At 61.9% G+C, this 21913-nt stretch carries 20 protein-coding genes; 12 read left to right on the forward strand and 8 right to left on the reverse strand.

The window, feature by feature from the left end:
- Positions 1–2 precede the first annotated feature (2 nt).
- From OZ428_RS12525 to OZ428_RS12540, 4 genes are read right to left on the reverse strand one after another with little or no spacing between them, the layout of a single operon-like run.
- Positions 3–818, reverse strand: coding sequence for a PP2C family protein-serine/threonine phosphatase (locus tag OZ428_RS12525; RefSeq protein ID WP_269133537.1), 816 nt, complete (start codon positions 816–818; stop codon positions 3–5).
- A complete protein-coding gene (locus OZ428_RS12530; RefSeq protein ID WP_269133538.1) occupies positions 815–2218 on the reverse strand; it encodes a serine/threonine-protein kinase in 1404 nt (467 codons plus the stop codon). The genes OZ428_RS12525 and OZ428_RS12530 overlap by 4 nt, the downstream gene beginning before the upstream one ends.
- 10 nt (positions 2219–2228) lie before the next feature.
- Positions 2229–3107: a c-type heme family protein gene (locus OZ428_RS12535; RefSeq protein WP_177111473.1), complete on the reverse strand. Its 879-nt coding sequence runs from the start codon at positions 3105–3107 to the stop codon at positions 2229–2231.
- A gap of 30 nt (positions 3108–3137) precedes the next feature.
- Positions 3138–3986, reverse strand: coding sequence for a hypothetical protein (locus tag OZ428_RS12540; protein WP_269133539.1), 849 nt, complete (start codon positions 3984–3986; stop codon positions 3138–3140).
- Positions 3987–4259: 273 nt separating this feature from the next.
- Between OZ428_RS12540 and OZ428_RS12545 the strand changes: the two genes are divergently transcribed.
- Positions 4260–4958: a hypothetical protein gene (locus OZ428_RS12545; protein ID WP_269133540.1), complete on the forward strand. Its 699-nt coding sequence runs from the start codon at positions 4260–4262 to the stop codon at positions 4956–4958.
- A gap of 148 nt (positions 4959–5106) precedes the next feature.
- On the forward strand, positions 5107–5658 hold the full coding sequence (locus tag OZ428_RS12550) for a DUF3455 domain-containing protein (protein ID WP_269133541.1): 552 nt from the start codon (positions 5107–5109) through the stop codon (positions 5656–5658).
- Positions 5659–5801: 143 nt separating this feature from the next.
- On the opposite strand, the gene OZ428_RS12555 is transcribed toward OZ428_RS12550, so the two are convergent.
- From OZ428_RS12555 to OZ428_RS12570, 4 genes are all read right to left on the reverse strand, one after another.
- On the reverse strand, positions 5802–6629 hold the full coding sequence (locus OZ428_RS12555; protein WP_269133542.1) for a hypothetical protein: 828 nt from the start codon (positions 6627–6629) through the stop codon (positions 5802–5804).
- Positions 6617–6817, reverse strand: coding sequence for a hypothetical protein (locus tag OZ428_RS12560; protein ID WP_269133543.1), 201 nt, complete (start codon positions 6815–6817; stop codon positions 6617–6619). Before OZ428_RS12560 ends, OZ428_RS12555 begins: the two co-directional genes overlap by 13 nt.
- Before the next feature lie 121 nt (positions 6818–6938).
- Complete coding sequence (locus OZ428_RS12565) at positions 6939–7517, reverse strand: helix-turn-helix domain-containing protein (protein ID WP_033902105.1); 579 nt, start codon at positions 7515–7517, stop codon at positions 6939–6941.
- Positions 7505–9460, reverse strand: coding sequence for an oxidoreductase (locus OZ428_RS12570; RefSeq protein ID WP_269133544.1), 1956 nt, complete (start codon positions 9458–9460; stop codon positions 7505–7507). The genes OZ428_RS12565 and OZ428_RS12570 overlap by 13 nt, the downstream gene beginning before the upstream one ends.
- 131 nt (positions 9461–9591) lie before the next feature.
- Here OZ428_RS12570 and OZ428_RS12575 point away from each other — a divergent pair, with 131 nt between their 5' ends.
- The 10 genes from OZ428_RS12575 (at position 9592) to OZ428_RS12620 (ending at position 21912) form a co-directional block, all read left to right on the forward strand.
- Positions 9592–10350 carry a class II aldolase/adducin family protein gene (locus tag OZ428_RS12575; protein ID WP_269133545.1) on the forward strand — a complete coding sequence of 253 codons (759 nt, stop codon included), beginning with the start codon at positions 9592–9594 and terminating at the stop codon, positions 10348–10350.
- Positions 10351–10391: 41 nt separating this feature from the next.
- Positions 10392–11030, forward strand: a complete 639-nt coding sequence (locus OZ428_RS12580) for a TetR family transcriptional regulator C-terminal domain-containing protein (protein WP_038851358.1) — start codon at positions 10392–10394, stop codon at positions 11028–11030.
- 151 nt (positions 11031–11181) lie between these two features.
- Positions 11182–11973: an enoyl-CoA hydratase/isomerase family protein gene (locus OZ428_RS12585; protein ID WP_269133546.1), complete on the forward strand. Its 792-nt coding sequence runs from the start codon at positions 11182–11184 to the stop codon at positions 11971–11973.
- 26 nt (positions 11974–11999) lie between these two features.
- On the forward strand, positions 12000–13160 hold the full coding sequence (locus tag OZ428_RS12590; RefSeq protein WP_033902111.1) for an acyl-CoA dehydrogenase family protein: 1161 nt from the start codon (positions 12000–12002) through the stop codon (positions 13158–13160).
- Between the two features lie 16 nt (positions 13161–13176).
- Positions 13177–15285 (forward strand): acetate--CoA ligase family protein, encoded by a 2109-nt coding sequence (locus OZ428_RS12595; RefSeq protein ID WP_269133547.1) that lies wholly within the window; start codon positions 13177–13179, stop codon positions 15283–15285.
- Positions 15275–16882, forward strand: a complete 1608-nt coding sequence (locus OZ428_RS12600; RefSeq protein WP_269133549.1) for a 5-guanidino-2-oxopentanoate decarboxylase — start codon at positions 15275–15277, stop codon at positions 16880–16882. The genes OZ428_RS12595 and OZ428_RS12600 overlap by 11 nt, the downstream gene beginning before the upstream one ends.
- Positions 16883–16901: 19 nt before the next feature.
- Entirely contained in the window at positions 16902–18488 is a 1587-nt protein-coding gene (locus tag OZ428_RS12605; RefSeq protein ID WP_269133550.1) for an ABC transporter substrate-binding protein, read from the forward strand.
- A gap of 11 nt (positions 18489–18499) precedes the next feature.
- Positions 18500–19459: an ABC transporter permease gene (locus OZ428_RS12610; RefSeq protein WP_269133551.1), complete on the forward strand. Its 960-nt coding sequence runs from the start codon at positions 18500–18502 to the stop codon at positions 19457–19459.
- Between the two features lie 3 nt (positions 19460–19462).
- Positions 19463–20290, forward strand: coding sequence for an ABC transporter permease (locus OZ428_RS12615; RefSeq protein WP_028619646.1), 828 nt, complete (start codon positions 19463–19465; stop codon positions 20288–20290).
- A 2-nt stretch (positions 20291–20292) separates the two neighbouring features.
- Positions 20293–21912 (forward strand): ABC transporter ATP-binding protein, encoded by a 1620-nt coding sequence (locus tag OZ428_RS12620; protein ID WP_269133552.1) that lies wholly within the window; start codon positions 20293–20295, stop codon positions 21910–21912.
- Position 21913: the final 1 nt, after the last annotated feature.

Below are 21913 nucleotides of genomic sequence, written 5' to 3' on the forward strand. Positions count from 1 at the left end.
GTTCAGTCGTCGAACCAGGCGAGCAGCACCGTGACATTGTCGCGTCCGGCATATTCGCGGGTGAGGTGGATCAGCCGTTGGCAGGCAGTCTCCAGCGTGTCGCGGCTGGCAGCGGCGAGTACCTGAGCCATTTCCTGGTGCGGAACGCAACCGTGCAGGCCGTCACTGCAGAGCATCAGCAGGTCGTTGCGCTTCACGGGTTGCACGCGTACTTGCGGTTCTACCCGCGGCCCCGGACCGATGGCTTGCAACAGCAGGTTGCGTGCCGGTAAACGGTCGACTTTGCCGGCCTCAAGGGCTTGCTGATACCAGGTCTGGTCGCGGGTCAGCAGGCTCAGTTCGCCGTCGCGGTAGCGGTACAAACGACTGTCACCCACATGAAACACCAAGAGTGGCCCATCGGCATGCGGGCGCCATACCCCTGTAAGGGTCGTGCCCATGCCGCTGCCTTCGCTCATCTGGCGTGCCACGTTTTGCTGGTAGACGCACTGGTTCACCTGATCGATGGCGTTGTGCAGGCGACTGGCGGCTTGCATGTCCGGGTCCGACCAGGTGGCGTCCGGGTCGCTGCCGTCGTTCAGTGGGTCGACACGGTGGGCGTTGAGCGCCTGGCGCAAACTGATCAGGGCTTCGGCACTGGCCAGGGCGCCGGCTTCATGGCCGCCCATGCCGTCGGCCACGGCAAACAGCCCGAGGCTGGGCTCCACCAGAAAGTTATCTTCGTTGCTCTGGCGCACCGTGCCGACATCGCTGGCCCCATAGGCGACCGCGCAGGCCAGGCGATGGGGCCCGCAGGCGCTGAGGGGGGAGTCGGTCATGGCAGGCGCTCAAAGCTGTTGAGGAACGCCAGGCGCTGGGCCTCGCTCTCGATAGACTCGGCCAACCGTTGCAAAAAGGGTTGGCGCAGTGAGGTTGCACGCAAGGCGCGACTGACCACGATGCGGGCGATGGGACCAATCAGCACCGCCAGCCGGCGTTCGGCCATGTGTGCGAAGTCGGGGTCGACTGGCGTATGGATCACCTCGGTGGTCGGAACAATCGCGGTGGGTTCAGTCACGACCTCGGGCGCGGCAGTCGGCGGGTTGAGGCGTTGGAACAGCGACTGGCTGGCGCTGGTGAACTGCTCACGGCCGCGTTCCGACGGAATATGTGGCAATAACGCGGCGCAGATACCCTCGAAGTCATCGGCGCCATTGAGGCTCTTGCGCACCAGGAAGCGTGCAAGCGGGCCGATCTGGTGGGACAGCAGCGACTCCAGCTCAGGCATCACGGCCAACTTCCACGGCGTGAGGGTTTCCACGGCTTCGGTCGCTAACGGTGTCACGCCGCTGCTCAAGGGTTGGTTGGGAAGCATCAGCACGGTGCGATCATCGTCGATATCGGCGCTGGTCCAACTGCCGGTGGTGGTTCCGAGCAGCGCTTCAAGGTCATCCAGAAAGGCGTGCGCCGAGGGATAGCGGTCGGCCGGGCGCTTGGCCAGGGCGCGGACGATCACACTGTCCAACGCCGGGTCGAGGGCCAGGTTCAAGCTCGACGGTGCTACCGGCGTCTGGTTGAGAATCTGCTGCATAACCATGGTGGCCGAGCCGGAAAACGGTCGCTCGCCAGTGAGCAGTTGGTACAGCACGATCCCAGCGGAAAACACGTCGGAGCGACCGTCGATCAATTCGCCGCAAAACTGTTCCGGCGACATGTAGCTGGGGGTGCCGATCATCGAGCCGGTCTGGGTGAGCGTGGAGGAGTCCAGGCGTGCGACGCCGAAGTCGGTGACCTTGACGTGGTTGTCGGCGGTGATCAGCAGGTTGGCCGGCTTGATATCGCGGTGCACCACACCCTTGGAGTGCGCGTACTCCAGGGCCAACAGCAACTGGCGCATCCAGCCGAGGCTGTGGCTGAGGTCACGGGGTGTCTGGGCGGCGAGCAGGGTGTTGAGCGGTGTGCCTTCGACGAACTCCATGGCGATGTACGCCGAGCCCTCGTCCTCGCCGTAGTCGTAGACCGCGACGATATTGGGATGCATCAGCCGGCCAGCGGCCTGGGCTTCATTCTTGAAGCGGCTGACCAGCTCGGCGTGCTGGCTATCGCCGAACAGCTCCTTGCGGATAGTCTTGAGCGCCACGGTGCGGGCGATGTTCGGGTCGAACGCCTTGTACACCGTGCCCATGGCGCCTTTTCCGAGCACGCTGTCGATGCGGTATTTGCCGAGTTGTTCAAGCATGATCGCGGCCCTATTCCTCAAGCATCTTCATGGCGCTGACCAAGCTGGTACGCATGCGGCCGAAGGACTGACCCAGGCGTGCCAACTCGTCGCTGCCGCTGACGTCCATCGGCGGCACATCGGTTTCGCCCAGGCTGACACGGTCAGCCAGCACCGACATCTGCCGCAGGCGCCGGGTGACAAACAGGTGCACCGCCACGTTCAAGGCCACGAACAATACGGCGAAGATCCCCAGCATTGACAGCATGTAGCTGTGCAGCAGGCTCGTGGCGCGTTGCATCGGCAAGTCCAGTGGCACTGAGACCAGTTGCGCGCCGATGGTGTCATTGAGTTTCCAGCCGAAGCCGTTTACCGCTCCGTAGATGTCGACCATGGTTTTTGGCGCCGCATCTGGCGTGCTGTGGCAGGCCAGGCAGGCAGCGTCCTTGATCTGGATCGGTCGCGCGATGTACAGCGATGTGCCTTTGTCATCGGCGCGCTCACCCACCATCTCGTCGGTCTGCGGCTGGCTGCGCAGGGTGCTGATCAGGGTTTTTTCCCAGTCGTTGGCCAGGTCGCGCGGGTTGGTGGGGTTGAGCGTGGCCTCTTTGTAGGCATAGTCCGGATAAGACTTGAGCAGTTCTTGCAGGTGCGAAATGGCGGCGAAGTCCGGCACCGATTGCGGCAGGAACTGGAACTTCAGGCGGTTCTCCAGCAGCGGCACAATCTGCTCGGCCGTGTAGGTGCTGGCGGCAGAGGCCGAGCGCATCAGCATGCGTGCGGTTTCCAGGGTTTCCCGGCGCGCACTCTGTTGCAGCATGTAGTGGGTTGAGAGGCTGGTGGCGATAAAACCGACGATAAACACCGCCAGGAACACCACGTTGAATTTGACCGCAAGCGACAGTTTCATAAAGACCTTCGGGGACCGACGTGGTGGGGATCAGTGCGCATTCTTGCGGCGCTCCAAACGCAACAGCTCCAGTTCCCACTCCAGCACTCCGCCACGGTTGACCTTCACCGCCTGGCGGAACGTCGGGTCGTTAAGGCGCGGCGCAAAGCGGCTGGCGAGCATCTGCTGGCTGAGGTTGAGCGGGCTGACAACCCAGGGGGCAATGTCGTCGTAGGTGACGTCACGTTCCTTTTTCGGCTCGGATGCGGCAGGGATTTTCTTGCCCAAGGGCACCAGCGGGTCGAGGAATTGGCGGGGCAGGGCGTCGATAAATGCCTGCTCGGGGCGCGGCACGATCTTGAGAGCGCTGCCGGTGGTGCGCTGCGCAAAGTCTTCATGGCCCAGGGTGACGCTGTGCTCGTCTTTGCCGTGGGTGTCGAGTTCATTGACCACTTGGCTGCCGTCCTCGATAAATATCTCGGTCTGACGTGGGCTCACGTGAATCACGCTCGAACTTTGGGTGGCGGTGAACGCCAGTGCGCCGGTGGTCACCGCCAGGTTGGCGTGGGTGTTGCCCGCCACTGGTTGCAGCTTCAGCCATCCATTGAGCAGATTGATTTGGGCGGCGGTGCGGCTGGTGGCGATCAGGATGCGGGTATCGGGACCCAATGCCAGGGTCGTCGACGCAATACCTTCGATCTGCACGCCAGCCGCACCGGTCTGCAGGATATCGCCCCCTTGCAGCCGGGTGCCGACGCCCACGGTGTAGAGGCTGGTAGCGCGTATCAGCTTCAGCGGTTTTTCCGCATAGGCGATCACGCCAATAGTGGCTGGCGCCGCCAGGGCATGCGGCAACTGGAGCAAGCCTGCGAGCAAGAGGACTATCGAAAGTTTTTTCACGTGGGCGCCATCTATCGAGCACTGGGGGCAGGCACCGATGCTGTCGCAACAGCCGGTGTTTGTGCGTGCGCAAGGCATCGCAGGGCCGAAGGCTACCGGCTGATAGGGCGTAGGAAGAAGACAATTATCTGCATGGAAAAGACCAATTCCGATTAAACGAAATCATGGAATAAAGCGTCCGGGGAGGGTGTTCTTCTGATGATTTCCCGTGATTCGAACGGCGTTTGCAGGGACTGGCGAGACGTCTGCACCTTCCTTCTATCCGGAGCACCTATGACCAACACGTGCATGACCGCGTTGTCGTCCACCAAGACCTTCCTGCAACAGAACTTCATGACCGCCAAACGCATTCCTCCAAGCCTGGTGAAGGGGATCAACGTGTTTGACGTCAATAGTCATAAAGCCGGTGGGTACCGACTGGCCACCCTGGATAAACCGGGTGATTTCGGCAAGATCGAACGGCCGCTGATGGGGCATTGGGTTCCTCAGGGTGATTACTGTGATATTCCGGTCAATCCAGGCGCGACTGGCTATGTGTTCACGCCGGACTTCAGTGGTTGTTCGATCTTGATCGACCAGCTTGATGAGCTCACGTATCGGGTGTTTCACGTACAGGGTGGCAGCGACTACTTGAGCAAGGAATACCTCAGTCGTGCCGATGGTCATGGCCTGGGTTTGGCCACCGCGATGACCTTTGACGACTATGGCGAAGCTGCGTATCCACGCGGGTTCGCGTTCATGAAATTTGAGGAGGAGCGCTGGTGGATCTACTTCCAGCGCCAGAATGGCGTGGGGCTGAACTTCGCCAATGGCCAGTTCGCGATGGTCGGTGCTCAAACGGTACGCGGAGGCGGGCGGATACCGGTGCCAAACCTCAAGCGCGAGCCGCCACGCCAGGGTGTGATGCACAGCGGCAAGGCCGTGCCGACACCGGCCAGTCAGCTCGCGGAGTTGGAGATCGAAGTCTGGTAGGCGAGGTTTTTGCCCGGCTTGGAAAATAGTCGGGAATAAACCGTTCGGGTCGGTTGTTCATCCTGCAGACGCTGATAACCAGCCGCTACCGACGGACTTCAACATGATTGAGCAGACGTTTCTTGACCCTTCTTCTGGCAGGCGAAAAATGAGTGACACCGATCCTGATGCCATCACCCGCCGTAATCGCCTGGCGCTGCTGGTCGTGCAAGTGATCGGCCTGATTGTGCTGGTGATCTGTGCGGTCGACGCGCAGCGGGCACAGGCACAGGACTTGCCGGAACCGGCCAATGGCCCGGCCAAGCAAGTGCTGATGACCGTGCGGGCTGCCGGCGTGCAGATCTACACCTGTGCCCGCGATAACAAGGGTCAACTTGCCTGGCAGTTTCGTGAGCCGCTTGCCACGCTGATGATCAATGGCAAGACCGTTGGCCGACACTTTGCCGGGCCCACCTGGCAACTGGATGATCGCAGCGCAGTGGTCGGCAAGGTCATTGCCCAGGCACCTGGGTCGAGTGCCCAGGATATTTCGCTGCTGCGCCTTGAAGTGGTGAGCCATCAGGGCGACGGCGGGCTGGCACAGGTGGTTGCGGTGGAGCGTCTGCATACCTTGGGCGGCGTATTCAGCGGCAGTTGTGCTCAGGTTGGTGAATTGCACCTGGAACCCTACAGCGCCGATTACCGCTTTCTTGGCCAATAGCTTCATTCCGGGCCCTTAGGCTCAATACGTCGCTGTGATTCCGGGCAGCGGTGGAGCAGGGACTGGGTATGACTCCAAGTTCAAGAACGATGGGCAGATGCTGCGTGTTGGGTTGAACTGGAAGTTTGACTGACGTTGGAGCCTCAGGCGCAGAGGCTTTCAGCGTGCACCGGGCGCGCGGGGCGGTGTTGATGGAACTGGCCCTGTCGCGTCTTGCGGGTTTTGCGGGTATGGACCGCGTTCCAGAGAGTGAAGTCGAACTGTGTGGCGGAGACGACATTTTCCTGGATCAGTGTGATGGGGGGCGGGTTGGCTGCATTTGAGTAGTGAGTATTCAGCGTGACCTCCAGTGTGTCCTTGTCTCGGTAACCGCTGAGTATGGGGATCAGCGTGAAGGCATGATCGACACCTTCGGACTCGGTCGGTGTGCCTGCGAACAGTACGATTCCGACATAGACCTTGCGATCGTTCAAGCTGAACATGCACGGCCTGCACTGCACGATGGACTCTCTCAGCAAGATTCTGAAAGGCGTGCCCTCAAGGACACCCAGCGCCAGCAGCGAGTGGAGCTGGACGTCTGTTTCCAGTTGCAATATTTTCTTCTTCGCGCCCACATAGAACGCTGACCAGAAGAAAGGAATTACCAGGGCCGTCAGGCCAACCTGCATCAGGAAAACCCACAGCGTGCCGTTTTTTTCGCTGGCAATATCAAGCTGCACCAATAGCGTGCCCAAGTAGTTGCTGTAGTCTGTAGCAACCACATGACCCAGAATCGGGAGCGCTTGTTTTGACATTGCCAGAATGGCCGCACTCAGGAGGGTCGAAACGATCAGGCAAGCCATTCCCATCCTGGCCACCTGCAAATAGAGCAGTTGTCCTTGGAAACGGTGCAGGCGTACGTAGAAAAAGGGGTGCCTGATGCAGACCATGTATCCGCTGACCAGCAAGGGGACGATGATCAGCAAACCCATGAATGATCAGCCTCCATTTTACGTATCTGGTCTATGGCGTCCTTGTAACCCGGCGACTCCAGCACTTCGGCGGCATCCAGGCCGATGCCTCCGTACACGACTTTCCAGGTTTTGCGGGACTTGACTTCTTTCGCACGCTCCCGCTCATCCTGGGTCGGCTTCCCGAACAACAAATGCAATAACGACATGGCGACACCCTCGCAGAGAAGTAGCCATTTTTATAGCAAGTGAAAGGGCCCCTCACCATTGATGGCCGCCTTGCCACTGTCGCCAGTTCCCGTAGGAAACGTCTCCATTTGTATGGGTGGCCTAAAACGTCGGCGGTGTAATCACCCAAATCACAAGGGTTTCCACCTTGCCAGGGTTGCCGTAGCGATGGGGCTCATGGCTGGCGAAGCTGAAACTGTCACCGGCTTCCAGCAGAAAGTGTCGCTCTCCTACCCACAACTCGAACCGGCCGCTCAGTACGTATCCCGCTTCTTCGCCTTCATGGCTGTAGCTCTGCTGGCTATAGGTGCCGGGCGGGAAGCTTGATTGCAGCATTTCCAGTTGGTGGTTGGGCAACGGCGTCAGCAATTGGTCGACGATGCCGTCTTCGTAGTGAATGCTTTGGCGGTTGCCTTTGCGCACCACATAGCCTTCGTCCTCGACAGCGGCTACGGTTTCGCTGGCGAAAAACCACTGGATAGTCACGCCCAGGCTTCGGGCAATATTGAACAGTGCCGGAATCGATGGATACGCCAGGTTACGCTCCAACTGGCTGAGGTAACCGGCCGTCAATTCGCTGGCCTGCGCCAGGGCTGTAAGGGTCAGGCCACGGGCCTTGCGCAGCCCACGAATGCGCGTGCCGAGAAACAGTTGCTGGGGATTGTCTGTCACAGGTTCCACGCTACCTTGAGTCCTTCGTAGATCGCCTCTTCGGCGGTGCGCGGGGCCAGGCAGTCGCCGATGCAATCAAAGGGCACCAAGCCTTGCAGCTCCGCGCCCAGAGTGTCCACCGGCTGGTGGCCCTGGCACAACACCAGGGTGTCGATATTCTCCAGCAGCACTGGCTCGCCGCTGGCGGTGTGTTGCAGGTAGACCGTGGTGTCATCGCAGCCGTATAGGCGGGCGTAAGGGATGATCGGGATGCCCAGCCGATGCAGTTCTCCGGCCATTTGATCACGGACATACAGCGGCAGGTTTTCCCCACAGTGCGTGCCATTGACCGCCAATTGCACCTGATGGCCGGCGCGCACCAGGCGCTCGGCAATGCCGGGTCCGATCCAGTCGCAACGCCAGTCGACGACCACCACTGAGCGGCCCAACGTGACCTGCTCGCGCAGCACCTGCCATGCGTCCACCACTTGCAGTTCGCCGCCGCGTTCGAAGGCCGGCCAATAAGGCTCGGCACCGGTGGCGATAATCACGTGATCGGGTTGTTCCTGTTCCACCAGCGCACGGTCGACACGGGTATGGCGCACCACGCGTACCCCCGCCAGTTCCATTTCACGTTGCAGGTTGGTACTGGCCCCGCCGAATTCGCTGCGCCGTGGCAGCAGTTGGGCCAGCAACACTTGCCCGCCGAGTTGACCGCTGGCTTCGTACAACGTTACCGCATGCCCGCGTTGCGCGGCGACTGCCGCTGCTTTCATGCCCGCCGGGCCACCGCCCACCACCACGATGCGCTTGTGCTTCGATGCCTGTTGCAACTCACCAAACACCAGCTCGCGGCCGGTCTCGGGATGCTGGATACAGGAGATCGGCAGCCCCTTGTGAAAATGGCCGATGCAGGCTTGATTGCAGGCGATGCACGCTCGTACATCTTCGGCACGGCCCTCAAGGGTCTTGGCCGGCATCAGTGGATCGCAGATCAACGCACGCGTCATGCCGCAGACATCGGCCTGGCCCCGCGCCAATATCAGCTCGGCTTCCTGGGGCTGGTTGATACGCCCGGTGACGAACAGCGGAATCGACAGACTGGCCTTGAACGTCGCCGCCTCGCTGGCGAGGTACGCAGCGGCAATCGCCATGGGTGGCACGATATGGATCGCGCCGCCGAGTGACGCTGATGTACCTGCGACGATATGCACGTAATCCAGCTGGGTTTGCAGGTGTTGAACGGCTTCCAGGGACTCGTTTTCAGTGAGCCCTTCGGCATCGCGTTCGTCGGCAGAAATGCGCAGCCCGATGATGAACTGTTCGTCGGTGGCGGCCCTGACGGCTTCGATGATTTCCCTCAAGAACTTCAGTCGATGCTCAAGAGAACCGTTGTAATCATCGGTACGCCGGTTTACCCGAGGATTAAGAAACTGCGCCGGCAGATACCCATGGCTGGCGACCACCTCAACCCCATCGATCCCGGCCTCATTCAAGCGCCTCGCTGCCGATGCATAACCCGCGACAATCTCGTTGATCATCGCCTTGTCCAGCGCTCGTGGCATCACGCGAAAGCGTTCATTGGGCACGCCCGACGCCGAATACGCCACGGCGAGCAGACCATCGGCAGACTCCATGATTTCGCGCCCCGGATGGAAGATCTGCGACAACACCACAGTGCCGTGGGCATGGCAGGTCTCGGCCAGTTCGCGGTAGCCGTCAATGCAGCTGTCGTCGGTCGCCATCAGCACATGGGAGGTATACCGCGCACTGTCATGCACCCCGGTCACCTGTAGCACGATCAGCCCCACGCCGCCCTCGGCACGTGCGCGGTGATAGGCGATCAACTGCGCATTGACCCGGTTATCGGTGGGCATAGAGGTGTCATGCCCGCTGGACATGATGCGGTTTTTCAGGCGTTTGCCACGCAGTTCCAGCGGTTCGAACAGATGGGGAAAGGTCGGGTGCGACATGGTGCAGATACTCCAGGCGCTGTTATTGTTATTTTTCTATAGGAGGCGAGCGCCAGTAAAAAATCAACTTGTTTTTTTACTGGCGACTGGATTAGCGTCGCCTTCATCAACCCCGTGCCTGGAGAATAAAAATGACTCACTCCACCGAACAGCAGCTGCGTGAACAGCTCGCCGCCTGCTACCGATTGATTGCGCATTACCGCATGAGCGATCTGATTTTCACGCATATTTCGGTGCGCATCCCGGGGCCCGAGCATCACTTCCTGATCAATCCCTACGGGCTGATGTTTGACGAAATCACTGCATCGAGCCTGGTGAAGATCGGCCTGGACGGTCACGCCGTGGAGCCCTCGGCTTATGCGGTCAACCCGGCGGGCTTCGTGATTCACAGCGCAATTCATGGCGCCCGCGAAGACGCCCAGTGCGTGCTGCATACCCACACCCGTGCCGGCTGTGCGGTGGCGGCCTTGGAGTGCGGGTTATTGCCGGTAAACCAGATTTCCATGGAGTTCTACGGCAAGGTCGCCTACCACGATTACGAAGGCGTGGCCCTGGACATGGATGAGCAGCAGCGGCTGGTGCGGGACCTGGGCGACAAGCCGGTGCTGATGCTGCGCAACCATGGTTTGCTGACGGTGGGCGAGACCGTCAGCCAGGCGTTCCTGCGCATGTATTACCTGGAAAAGGCCTGCGATATCCAGATCGCCGCCCAGGCGTGCGGCCAGCTGATGCTACCGTCCGCCGAGGTCTGCGCCTACACCGAGCAGCAATTCAACAACCCTGGGCGACCGCTGGAAGAGGGTGAGTTGGTCGATCTGGACGCCATGCAACTGGCCTGGGCGGCGTTACTGCGGATGCTGGATCGGGTGTCGCCGGGCTATCGCGACTGAGGTAGAGTCGTGCTGCCGACTCAATCGTAGGAATTTGCCGCATGACCCAGGAATCCCGTTTTTCCCGGATGGATCCGGAAGTGCGCAAGGCCAATCTGGTCCAAGCCACGCTCACGTGTCTCAAGCGTGATGGTTTCCAGGGTGCGTCGATCCGCAAGATCAGCGCCGAGGCCGGGGTGTCGGTGGGGCTGATCAGCCATCACTATTCGGGCAAGGATGAACTGGTGGCCGAGGCCTACCGCACCATCACCGACCAGGTCATGAGCCTGCTGCGCGAAACCATGGCCAAGGCGCCGCCGAACCCGCGGGAGCGCTTGTCGGCGTTGTTCCGTGGCTCGTTTTCCGCCGAATTGCTTGACCCGCACCTGCTGGATGCCTGGCTGGTGTTCTGGGGCGCGGTCAAGACCGCGCCGGCGATCAACCTGGCTCACGAACACTCCTATGGCGAGTACCGCACCATCATGCGTTCGGCCCTGACCGACATGGCCAGGGAGGAGGGCTGGAAGCACTTCGACGCCGATCTGGCCGCCATCGGCCTGAGCGCACTGCTCGACGGGTTGTGGCTGGAGTCGGGGCTCAACCCCGGCACGTTCACACCGGAGCAGGGTATCCAGATCTGCGAGGCCTGGGTCGATGGCCTGCAGGCCGGTGGTCGCCAGCGTTATCAGCTCAAGCCCTGAGCCTTCTGCGGCCGCCTGAACGCAAGGTTCAGGTCGGCCATTTCCCCTTCTGAAAATATTTGCGGTTTGCTGATTGCCTTCTTACTGAACACTTGTTTAGTATCGCCTCGTGTCGCACCCCTCAAGCCAACTAAAATAATTCGAGGAAGCCATGACTACCGATTCGCCTTTGCTCACTCAAGTGCAAGCTGGCGTTGCCTGGATCACCCTCAACCGTGGCCCACAGCGCAACGCCTTGGACATCCCCACCCTCAAGCACCTGCACACTTTGCTCGACGCCTTCAACACCGACCCTGCGGTGCGCGTGGTGGTATTGACCGGCAACGGGCGCAGCTTCTGCGCCGGTGCCGACCTGGCCGAGTGGGCCGACGCCGAAGCCCGTGGCGCCCTCGAAACCTACGGCTGGACCGAAACCGCCCACGCCTTGATGACCCGCCTGCACAGCCTCGACAAACCGACGATTGCCGCCATCAACGGCACCGCCGTCGGTGCGGGCATGGACCTGACCCTGTGCTGCGACCTGCGCGTCGCCGCCCAATCGGCGCGCTTCAAGGCCGGTTACACCAGCATGGCCTATTCGCCCGACGCCGGCGCCAGTTGGCACTTGCCGCGCCTGATCGGCGGCGAGCAGGCCAAGCGCCTGCTGTTCCTTGACGAGCTGTGGAGCGCCGACCGCGCCCTGGCTGCCGGCCTGGTCGGTGAAGTGGTCGCGGATGATCAACTGCACGCCCACACCGCCGAACTCGCTACGCGCTTGGCCAACGGCCCGACCTTCGCCTTCGCCCAGACCAAGACCCTCATCCGTGAAGGCGCCGAGCGCAGCCTGCCCGAGCAACTGCAGGCCGAACTGGCCGCTGGCCTGTTGTGCGGACGCAGTGCCGATGGCGCCGAAGCGTTGCGTGCCTCCCTGGAAAAACGCCTCCCGAATTTCTCCGGTCAATAACAACAACACCCCGAACAGGTAGCGCCATGAATTTCCAACTCAGCCAAGAGCAAGACATGTTGGTGGACGCGGTACGCAGTTTTGTTGCCAAGGAATTGTTGCCCCATGAAGAGGCGGTAGACCGTGCCGATGAGGTCTCGCCGGAGCTGGCTGCGCAGATTCGCGACAAGGCGATTGCTGCCGGTTTCTACGCCTTCAACATGCCGGAAGAGGTGGGTGGTGGTGGCCTGGACTACCTGTCCCAGGCGCTGATCGAGCGTGAGTTGTCCAAAGTTTCCTGGGCGTTGCATGTGTTTGTCGCGCGGCCCTCCAAGATCCTGATGGCGTGCACGGGCTCACAGATTGGCGACTACCTGTTGCCCTGTGTGCAAGGCAAGAAAATCGACTGTTTTGCCTTGACCGAACCCGGCGCCGGTTCCGACGCCAATGCCATCAAGACCCGCGCCGTGCGCAGTGGCGATGACTTCGTGATCAACGGCAGCAAGCACTTCATCAGCCACGCCGGGCACGCCGATTTCGCCATCGTGTTTGCGGTCACTGATACCTACGAACACAACGGCCGACAGCGCAACGCGGTGACTTCGTTCCTGGTGGATCGGGGTACGCCTGGCATGACCATCCGCCGTGGCCCCAAGTGCGTGAGCAACCGGGGTTATCACACCTACGAAATGTTCTTCGACGACTGCCGCGTCCCGGCGTCCAAGGTATTGGGCGAAGTGGGCAAAGGCTGGGAAGTGGCCAACGCCTGGCTCACCGCTGGCCGTGTGATGGTGGCCGCCAACTGCGTCGGCCAGGCCCAGCGCGCGCTGGATGTGTCGTTGCAATGGGCGGCGGACCGCAAACAGTTCGGCCAGCCGATCGGCACCTACCAAGGCGTGAGTTTCAAGCTGGCCGACATGGCCACGCAGATTCGCGCCGCTGAACTGCTGACCCTGCACACCGCCTGGAAAATGGACCAAGGCAGCATGACCGACGGCGAGGCCGGCATGGCCAAGCTGTTTGCCAGCGAAACCCTGGGCAAGGTTGCCGATGAGGCGGTGCAGATTTTCGGCGGCATGGGCTTGATGGATGAAGGGCCGGTTGAGCGAATCTGGCGCAATGCGCGGATCGAACGGATCTGGGAAGGCACGTCGGAAATCCAGCGCCATATCATCGCCCGTGAACTGTTGCGGCCACTGTTGCGTTGAGCGGCGAGGAGAGCGTATGTCCCAGGCTATTCGCGACAACCTCAAGCGCCTGTTGGCGCCCCGGCATCTGGCGTTCGTGGGTGGACGCAGTATGGCGCGCGCGCTCAAGCGCTGTGCCGACGGCGGTTTTACCGGGCCGATGTGGCTGGTCAACCCGCAACATGACAGCCTCGATGGCATCCCCTGTGTGCGCCGCGTGGCCGATTTACCCTGTGGGCCGGATGCGGTGTTTATCGCCACCAACCGGGAGTTGACGCTGACCTGCGTGGCTGAACTGGCCGCTATCGGCACCGGTGGCGCCATTTGCTACGCCTCGGGTTTTGCCGAAACCGGCGCCAGCGGCGCCGCCATGCAGCAGCAGCTCTTAAAGGCTGCGGGCGATATGGCCTTGCTCGGCCCCAATTGCTATGGCCTGCTGGATTACCTGCACAGCGCGGCCCTGTGGCCGGTGGCCCACGGCGGCAAGGCGGTGGAGAAGGGCGTGGCGGTGCTCACTCAGAGCGGCAACTTCGCCTACAACCTGTCGATGAGCGACCGTTCGCTGCCGGTGGCCTACATGGCTTCGGTGGGTAACCAGGCACAACTGGGCGTTGCTGAATTGATGGACGTATTGCTCGACGAGCTACGCGTCACCGCCATCGGCCTGCACCTGGAAGGCTTGAAGAATGTGCCCGGTTTTGCCCGCGCAGCGCACAAGGCGCTGGAGAAAGGCATTCCGATCATCGCGCTGAAAACCGGCGTGTCGCAGATCGGCGCCGAACTGGCCTTGAGTCACACCAGTTCGTTGTCCGGCTCCGACGCGCTGTACGACAGCCTGTTTGCGCGCCTGGGCGTGATCCGTGTGAGCGGGCCGGTAAGTTTTGTCGAAACCCTCAAGGCGGCCGCCTGCGGCAATCTTCCAGCGGGCAACCGCCTGATTGCACTGGCTTGTTCGGGTGGCGATGCGGGGCTGATTGCCGACTATGCCGAACGCAATCATCTGGCCTTGCCGAAACTGGACGAAATGCAACGCAGTGAACTGGCCCTGGTGCTGCCCAGCTACGCCAACCTGGTCAACCCGCTGGATTTCACCACCGCCATCTGGGGCGACCGTGATGCCCTGAACACGATGCTCGACACCGCGCTACGAACCGACGCCGATGCCGCCATGCTGGTGCTGGATTACCCTGCCGAGTTCACCGGCGAGCGCAAGGAGTGCGACCTGTTGCTGGAGCTGTTTTGTGCGGCGCTCGGCCGGCATGGTAAGACCGGATTTGTCACCTCGGCGTTTCCCGAACTGTTGCCGGCCCATGCCCGCGAGCGTCTGCATGCTCAGGGGATCGCCGCGCTGCAAGGCGTAGAGGATGCACTGGCGGCTTGGGGGCGGATTGCCGACTACCAGAGCAACCGGCGCGTGTTGCTGGAGCGAGGCGAGTCGATCCTCGAACCCTTGTGCCCAAAAGCCCTGGATGACAGTGACGGGGCCTTGGACGAGTGGGCTTCCAAGCAAGCCTTGCGTGCGTTCGGCCTGACCACACCCGCCGGCGTGCTGAGTACGCCGGGAAGGGCGGTCAGTGATGCAGAACTGGTCGGCTATCCGTTGGTGCTCAAGGCGGTCAGCGCGCAGTTGCCGCACAAGACCGAGGCAGGTGCCGTGGTGCTGAACCTGCAGAACGGCATGGCCCTGACCGCCGCACTTGAGCAGATGCGCGAGCATCTTTCGGTTTATGCGCCGCATGTCGTTTTCGATCAATTGTTGTTGGAGTCGATGGCGACGCCGCCATTGGCCGAGTTGATCGTGGGCATCAAGCGCGAAAACGACTTCGGCCTGGCCCTGGTCATCGGTGCCGGCGGCATCCTGGTGGAGCTGCTCAAGGACAGCCGCAGCCTGTTGTTGCCGACCACCGACAGTGCCATCCGCAACGCTTTGCTCAGCCTGCGCAGTGCCGCGTTATTGCAGGGTTTTCGCGGGCGTGAAGTGGCGGATCTGCAGGCGCTGGTGGCGGCCATCCGGGCCGTGGCCGACTACGCCTGCGCCAATGCCGGGCAATTGCTGGAGCTGGATGTGAACCCATTGTTGGTCAATGCCCAGGGCGCCACGGCGGTCGATGCATTGATCCGTCTAGGAGATGAACATGCGCGATAACACCCTGACCGGCGGCCAGGCCCTGGTGCGGTTGCTGGCCAATTATGGCGTCGACACGGTCTTCGGCATTCCCGGTGTGCACACCCTGGAGCTGTATCGCGGCCTGCCCGGCAGCGGCATTCGTCATGTACTCACGCGGCATGAGCAAGGTGCCGGCTTTATGGCTGACGGCTACGCGCGGGTCAGTGGCAAGCCGGGGGTATGCTTTGTGATCACCGGTCCCGGCGTGACCAATGCCGCTACCGCTATTGGCCAGGCGTACGCTGATTCGATTCCGATGCTGGTGATTTCCAGCGTCAACAGCACCGCCAGCCTCGGCAAGGGCTGGGGCATCCTGCATGAGACCCAGGACCAGCGCGCGATCACGGCGCCGATCACCGCGTTTTCGGCGGTGGCACTGAGCACTGAGGATTTACCTGAATTGGTCGCCCGCGCCTACGCGGTGTTCGACAGCGAACGACCCCGTCCGATGCATATCTCGGTGCCGCTGGATGTGTTGGCGGCGCCGATCCTGCGCGACTGGAGCAATGAGGTCGTACGCCGCCCTGGTCGTGGCTTGCCGTCGGCCGATGCCTTGGATCAAGCTGCGGCCAAGCTCGCGACGGCCAAGCGACCCATGATCATTGCCGGTGGCGGTGCCTTGGCGGCGGGCGAGGCTTTGCAACGGTTGAGCACCCAGTTGGCGGCGCCGTTCTTCACCAGCGTGGCCGGCAAGGGTCTATTGCCCATCAATGACCCGCTGAATGCCGGTTCCACCCTGTGCGTCGAACCCGGCTGGCAACTGATCAGCGAGGCGGATGTGGTGCTGGCGGTCGGCACGGAGATGGCCGACACCGACTATTGGCGTGAGCGTTTGCCCCTCAACGGTGAGCTGTTGCGGGTGGATATCGACGCGCGCAAATTCAATGATTTCTACCCCTGTGCCGTGGCACTGAAAGGCGATGCACAGCAGACCGTGCAGGCCTTGCTGGAGCGCCTGTCGGCCACAGCGCGCGACGCTGAAGCCGCCGTTTCGACAGTGAGGGCGTTGTGGCAGGCAGTCGAGTTGGGGCACGGCCCCTTGCAGTCCATCCACCAAGCCATTCTCGACCGTATCGAAGCCGAATTGCCGGCCAATGCGTTCATCAGCAGCGACATGACCCAACTGGCCTACACCGGCAATTACGCCTACCGCAGCCGTGCGCCGCGCAGCTGGTTGCATCCTACCGGCTACGGCACCTTGGGCTACGGCCTGCCCGCAGGTATCGGCGCCAAGTTTGGCGCGCCACAGCGGCCGGGTTTGGTGCTGGTGGGCGACGGTGGTTTCCTCTACACCGCCCAGGAGCTGGCGACTGCCGTGGAGGAACTGGACAGCCCGTTGGTGGTGCTGTTGTGGAACAACGACGCGCTTGGCCAGATCCGCGACGACATGTTGAGCCTCGATATCGAGCCCATCGGCGTGCTGCCGCGCAACCCGGATTTCGCGCTGTTCGCCCAGGCGTTCGGCTGCACCGTGAACCAGCCCCGCACCCTGGATGAATTGCAGACGGACCTGCGCAACGCGTTCAAACGCAATGGCGTGACCTTGATCGAGTTGAAACATGCCTGTGCCTGTTGACCTTTAGAGAGACAAGACCATGAGCGAAAACAACAACAAAATGACTCAAGCGATGCACCGCCGCGACTTTCTCAAACACAGTGCCGTGGCTGGCGCGGTGGCTGCGGCGTTCTCCATGGGCTTGCCGTTGCAGGCCTTTGCCGCAGACGCCACGCCCAAACCGGGCGGCGTGTTGCGCCTGGGCCTGGCCGGGGGCAGCACCACCGATTCCCGCGATCCGGGTTCCTGGGTTGATACCTTCACCTTTGTCGGTTTCTCGGCTGTGTACAACACCCTTACGGAAATCGCGGTGGACGGCAGCGCGATTCCCGAATTGGCCGAGCGCTTTGAATCCACACCTGATGCGCGGGTGTGGACCTTTCACTTGCGGCCTGGCGTGACCTTCCACAACGGCAAAAGCTTGACCGCCGACGACGTAATGGTCTCGATCAATCACCACTTGGACGCCAAGTCCACCTCAGCCGCCAAGACCGTGCTGGGTGATGTCGCCAGTGTGAGCGCCCAGGGCAGCGATGCAGTGGTGTTCGAGCTGCATTCAGGCAATGCCGACTTTGCTTATGTCGTCGCTGATTATCACTTGGTGATCATGCCCGCCAAGGACGGCGTGGCGGACTGGCAAGCCGGTGTGGGCACCAGCGGCTATCGCCTGAAAAGCTTCGAACCCGGTGTGCGCATGGACCTGGAACGCAACCCAGACTATTGGAAACCCGGTCGCGCGCACTTCGCCAGCGCCGAATTGCTTGCCATTGCCGACGGCGCCGCGCGGGTCAATGCGCTGGTCACCGGGCAGGTGGATGTGATCAACAAGGTCGACCTGAAAACCGTGGCGCTGCTCAAGCGCAACCCCGGCCTGGTGATCGAAGAAACCAAGGGCGCGCAGCACTACACCTTCCCGATGCTGTGCGACAGCAACGAATTCAAGAACAACGACATCCGCATGGCCATGAAGCATGCGATCAACCGCGAGACGTTGTTGGCCTCCGTGCTGCATGGCTACGGCCTGGTGGGCAACGACCACCCGATCCAGCCCGGCAGTCGCTTTATCAATGCGGCCCTCGAGCAGCGCACCTACGACCCGGACAAGTCGCGTTTCTACCTGCGCAAGGCCGGTGTGGAGTCGCTCAAGGTGCGCCTGCAAGCCTCCGACGCAGCCTACACCGGTGCGGTGGACGCCTCGGTATTGTTCAAGGAGCAGGCACGCCAAGCGGGTATCGACATCGATGTGGTGCGTGAACCGGCCGACGGGTTCTTCTCCAATGTGTGGATGAAGCAGCCGTTCACCACCTCGTTCTGGTACAGCAGCCTGACCGCCGACCGCATGTTCAGCATCGGTTACGCCAAAGGCGCGGCGTGGAATGAAACCCATTGGGACAACCCACGTTTCAACCAACTGCTCAACGCCGCCCGTGGCGAGATGAACGCGCCGTTGCGCCAGGAGATGTACAACGAAATGCAGGCCCTGTGCCGGGATGACGGCGGCGCGATTGTGCCGCTGTTTGCCAGCTCGGTGGCGGCGCGTTCGAACAAGGTCAACCACGGGCCGCTGACCGCGCCCTATGGTGAGTTGGATGGGCTGCGGTTGATCGAGCGGTGGTGGCAGGCCTGAGGAGTGGCACCATGAATAGCCTGTTGAAGCTGGTCCTGCAACGCCTGGCCCTGGGTGTGCTGTCGTTGTTCGCCGTGTCGGTGATCATCTTTCTCGCCGTGGGCATGCTGCCGGGGGATATTGCCCAGGCCATGCTCGGGCAGTCCGCCACGCCGGAAACCGTGGCGGCATTTCGGGCGCAGTTGGGCCTGGATCTGCCGCCGTTCACGCGCTTTGCCCAATGGCTGCTGCGCCTGCTGCACGGTGACCTGGGTGCGTCGCTGGCCAATCAGCGACCGATTGCCGAGCTGATCGGTGCGCGATTGGGTAACACCCTGAGCCTGGCTGCATTGGCGGCATTGGTCTCGGTGCCCACGGCGCTGGTGCTGGGCATGCTGGCGGCGCTGTACCGCAACAGCTGGTTCGATCGCCTGCTCAATACCTCGGCGTTGAGCGCGGTGTCGTTTCCGGAGTTCTTCGTCGCCTACCTGCTGATCCTGGTGTTCTCGGTGAAACTCGGCTGGTTCCCCAGCCTGTCCAACCTGGCGCCGGATGCCACCTTTGGCACGATTTTGGAACGCTCGGTGCTGCCGGTGGCAACCCTGAGCCTGGTGGTGATCGCGCAGATGATGCGCATGACCCGCGCGTCCCTGATCAACCTGCTCGCTAGCCCGTATATCGAAATGGCCCGCCTTAAGGGCATCAGCCAATCGCGGATTATCTGGCGGCATGCGCTGCCCAACGCGCTGGCGCCGATCGTCAACGTGATCGCGCTGAACCTGGCGTATCTGGTGGTGGGGGTGGTGGTGGTCGAAGTGGTGTTTGTTTATCCGGGCCTCGGCCAGTTGCTGGTGGACTCGGTGTCCAAGCGCGACATCCCGGTGGTGCAGGCGTGCAGCTTGATCTTTGCCGCCACCTACATCCTGCTCAATACCGGGGCGGACGTGTTGTCCATCGCCAGCAACCCACGCCTGATGCATCCCAAGGGGTAGCCCATGAACCTGTTGAGCCAAGTGGCCCGTGCGCCGTTGAGCGCCAAGTTCGGCTTGCTGATTATTCTGTTGTACATCGCGGTGGCCGTGTTTGCGCCGTTGCTGGCGCCCTATGGCGAAACCCAAGTGGTGGGCGAGGGCTTTGCGCCCTGGAGCGGCCAGTTCCTGTTGGGCACCGATAACCTGGGGCGCGATATGTTCAGTCGTTTGGTCTACGGCGCGCGCAACACGTTGGGTATTGCCTTCCTGACCACTACGCTGGCGTTTTTGCTGGGGGGCTTGAGCGGCTTGGTGGCGGCGATCAAGGGCGGCTGGATTGACCAGGGCTTGTCGCGGGTGGTGGATGTGCTGATGGCGATCCCGCAACTGATCTTCGCGTTGCTTATCCTCAGCGTAGTGGGCACCAACGCCACGTCGTTGGTGCTGGTGATTGCCTTGCTGGATTCAACGCGGGTGTTTCGCTTGTCCCGTGCCGTGGCAATGACCGTAGTGGTGCAAGACTTTGTCGAAGCTGCCCGCCTGCGCGGCGAAGGCCTGTGGTGGCTGGTCACCCGCGAAGTGTTGCCCAACGCCGCCGCGCCGCTGATTGCCGAATTCGGCCTGCGCTTCTGCTTTGTGTTCCTGTTCATCAGCGCGTTGTCGTTCCTCGGCCTGGGTATTCAGCCGCCCACTGCCGACTGGGGCAGCATGGTGCGTGACAACGCGGTGTTGATCACCTTTGGCGACATCAGCCCGTTGCTGCCGGCCCTTGCTGTGGCGTTGATCACCGTCAGCGTGAATTTTGTCGTCGACTGGATGCTGCACAAATCCAGCGGCCTGAAGGAGTGTTGAGGATGGACAAGCCATTGCTGGAAATCCGCAACCTGCAGATCGAAGGGCATTACGAAGACGCCTGGCACCCGCTGATCAAGGGCATTGATCTGACCCTGAAACGCGGCGAGGTGCTGGGTTTGATTGGCGAGTCGGGGGCGGGTAAATCCACCCTGGGGCTGGCGGCGATGGGGTATGCGCGGGACGGTTGCCGCATCACCGGTGGTTCGGTGTGTTTTGACGGTATCCAGTTATTGCAGGCCAGGCCCGAGGCGCTGCGCAAATTGCGCGGCCTGCGCATTGCCTATGTGGCGCAGAGCGCGGCGGCGTCGTTCAACCCGGCGCATCGCCTGATCGACCAGCATGTCGAAACAGCGGTGATCAACGGCGGCATTGATCGCGCCCAGGCCGAGCGTGAGGCGGTGGAGTTGTACCGTGTGTTGCGCCTGCCCAACCCGCAAACCATCGGCCAACGGTATCCCCATCAAGTCTCCGGTGGGCAGTTGCAGCGGGTCATGACTGCAATGGCCATGGCCTGCCACCCGGACCTGATCATCTTCGACGAGCCCACCACGGCCCTCGACGTCACCACCCAGATCGAAGTGCTGGCGGCGATCCGCGATGCGGTGAAAACCTACGGCAGCGCCGCGCTCTACATCAGCCACGACCTGGCGGTGGTGGCGCAGATGGCCGATCGCATCATGGTGTTGCGTCACGGCAAGCTGGTGGAGGAGGCGGACACCCGCAGCATGCTCAGCCAGCCGCAGCAGGACTACACCAAATCCTTGTGGGCGGTGCGCAGTTTTCGCACCGAGCCCAAAGCTTGTCCGGATCAGCAAGTGCCCTTGTTGGACGTGCAGCAGGTAAGCGCCAGTTACGGTCATCAAGCGGTGCTGCATGAGGTGTCGATGAAGCTCTATCGCGGCCAGACCCTGGCGGTGATCGGCGAGTCGGGCAGCGGCAAGAGCTCCACGGCGCGTCTGATTACTGGGTTGTTGCCGGCCACGGCGGGGCAGGTGCTGTATGACGGCGAGGCATTGCCGGCCGACTTTCGTCAGCGAAGCAAGGAGCAATTGCGGCGGATCCAGATGATCTACCAGATCCCCGACACGGCGCTGAACCCGCGCCAGCGCATCGTCGACATCATCGGTCGGCCGCTGACGTTTTACCTGGGCCTGAAGGGCAAGGCGATGCGCGCTCGCGTTGCCGAGTTGCTGGAGATGATCGAACTGGACCCGGCGGTGTTCATGGAGCGCCAACCGAGGGAATTGTCCGGCGGGCAGAAACAACGCATCTGCATCGCCCGCGCCTTGGCGGCCGACCCGCAACTGATCATCTGCGACGAAGTCACTTCGGCCCTCGATCAACTGGTGGCCGAGGGCGTGCTGAAGTTGCTCAACCGCCTCCAGCAGCAACTGGGCGTGGCCTATCTGTTTATCACTCATGACGTCGCCACCGTGCGTGCCATTGCCGATGAAGTGGTGGTGATGCAGCGGGGTAGGGTGGTGGATCAGGGCAGCCGCAGCGAGATTTTCACCCCGCCGTACCAGGACTACACCGGGCTGTTGTTTTCATCGGCGCCCGAGATGGACCCGGATTGGCTCGATCACTTGCTGGCCCAACGGGCGGCGCACACCGTTTGAG

Origin of the sequence: Pseudomonas sp. GXZC (assembly GCF_026967615.1) — a bacterium.
GTDB lineage: Bacteria > Pseudomonadota > Gammaproteobacteria > Pseudomonadales > Pseudomonadaceae > Aquipseudomonas > Aquipseudomonas azotoformans_A.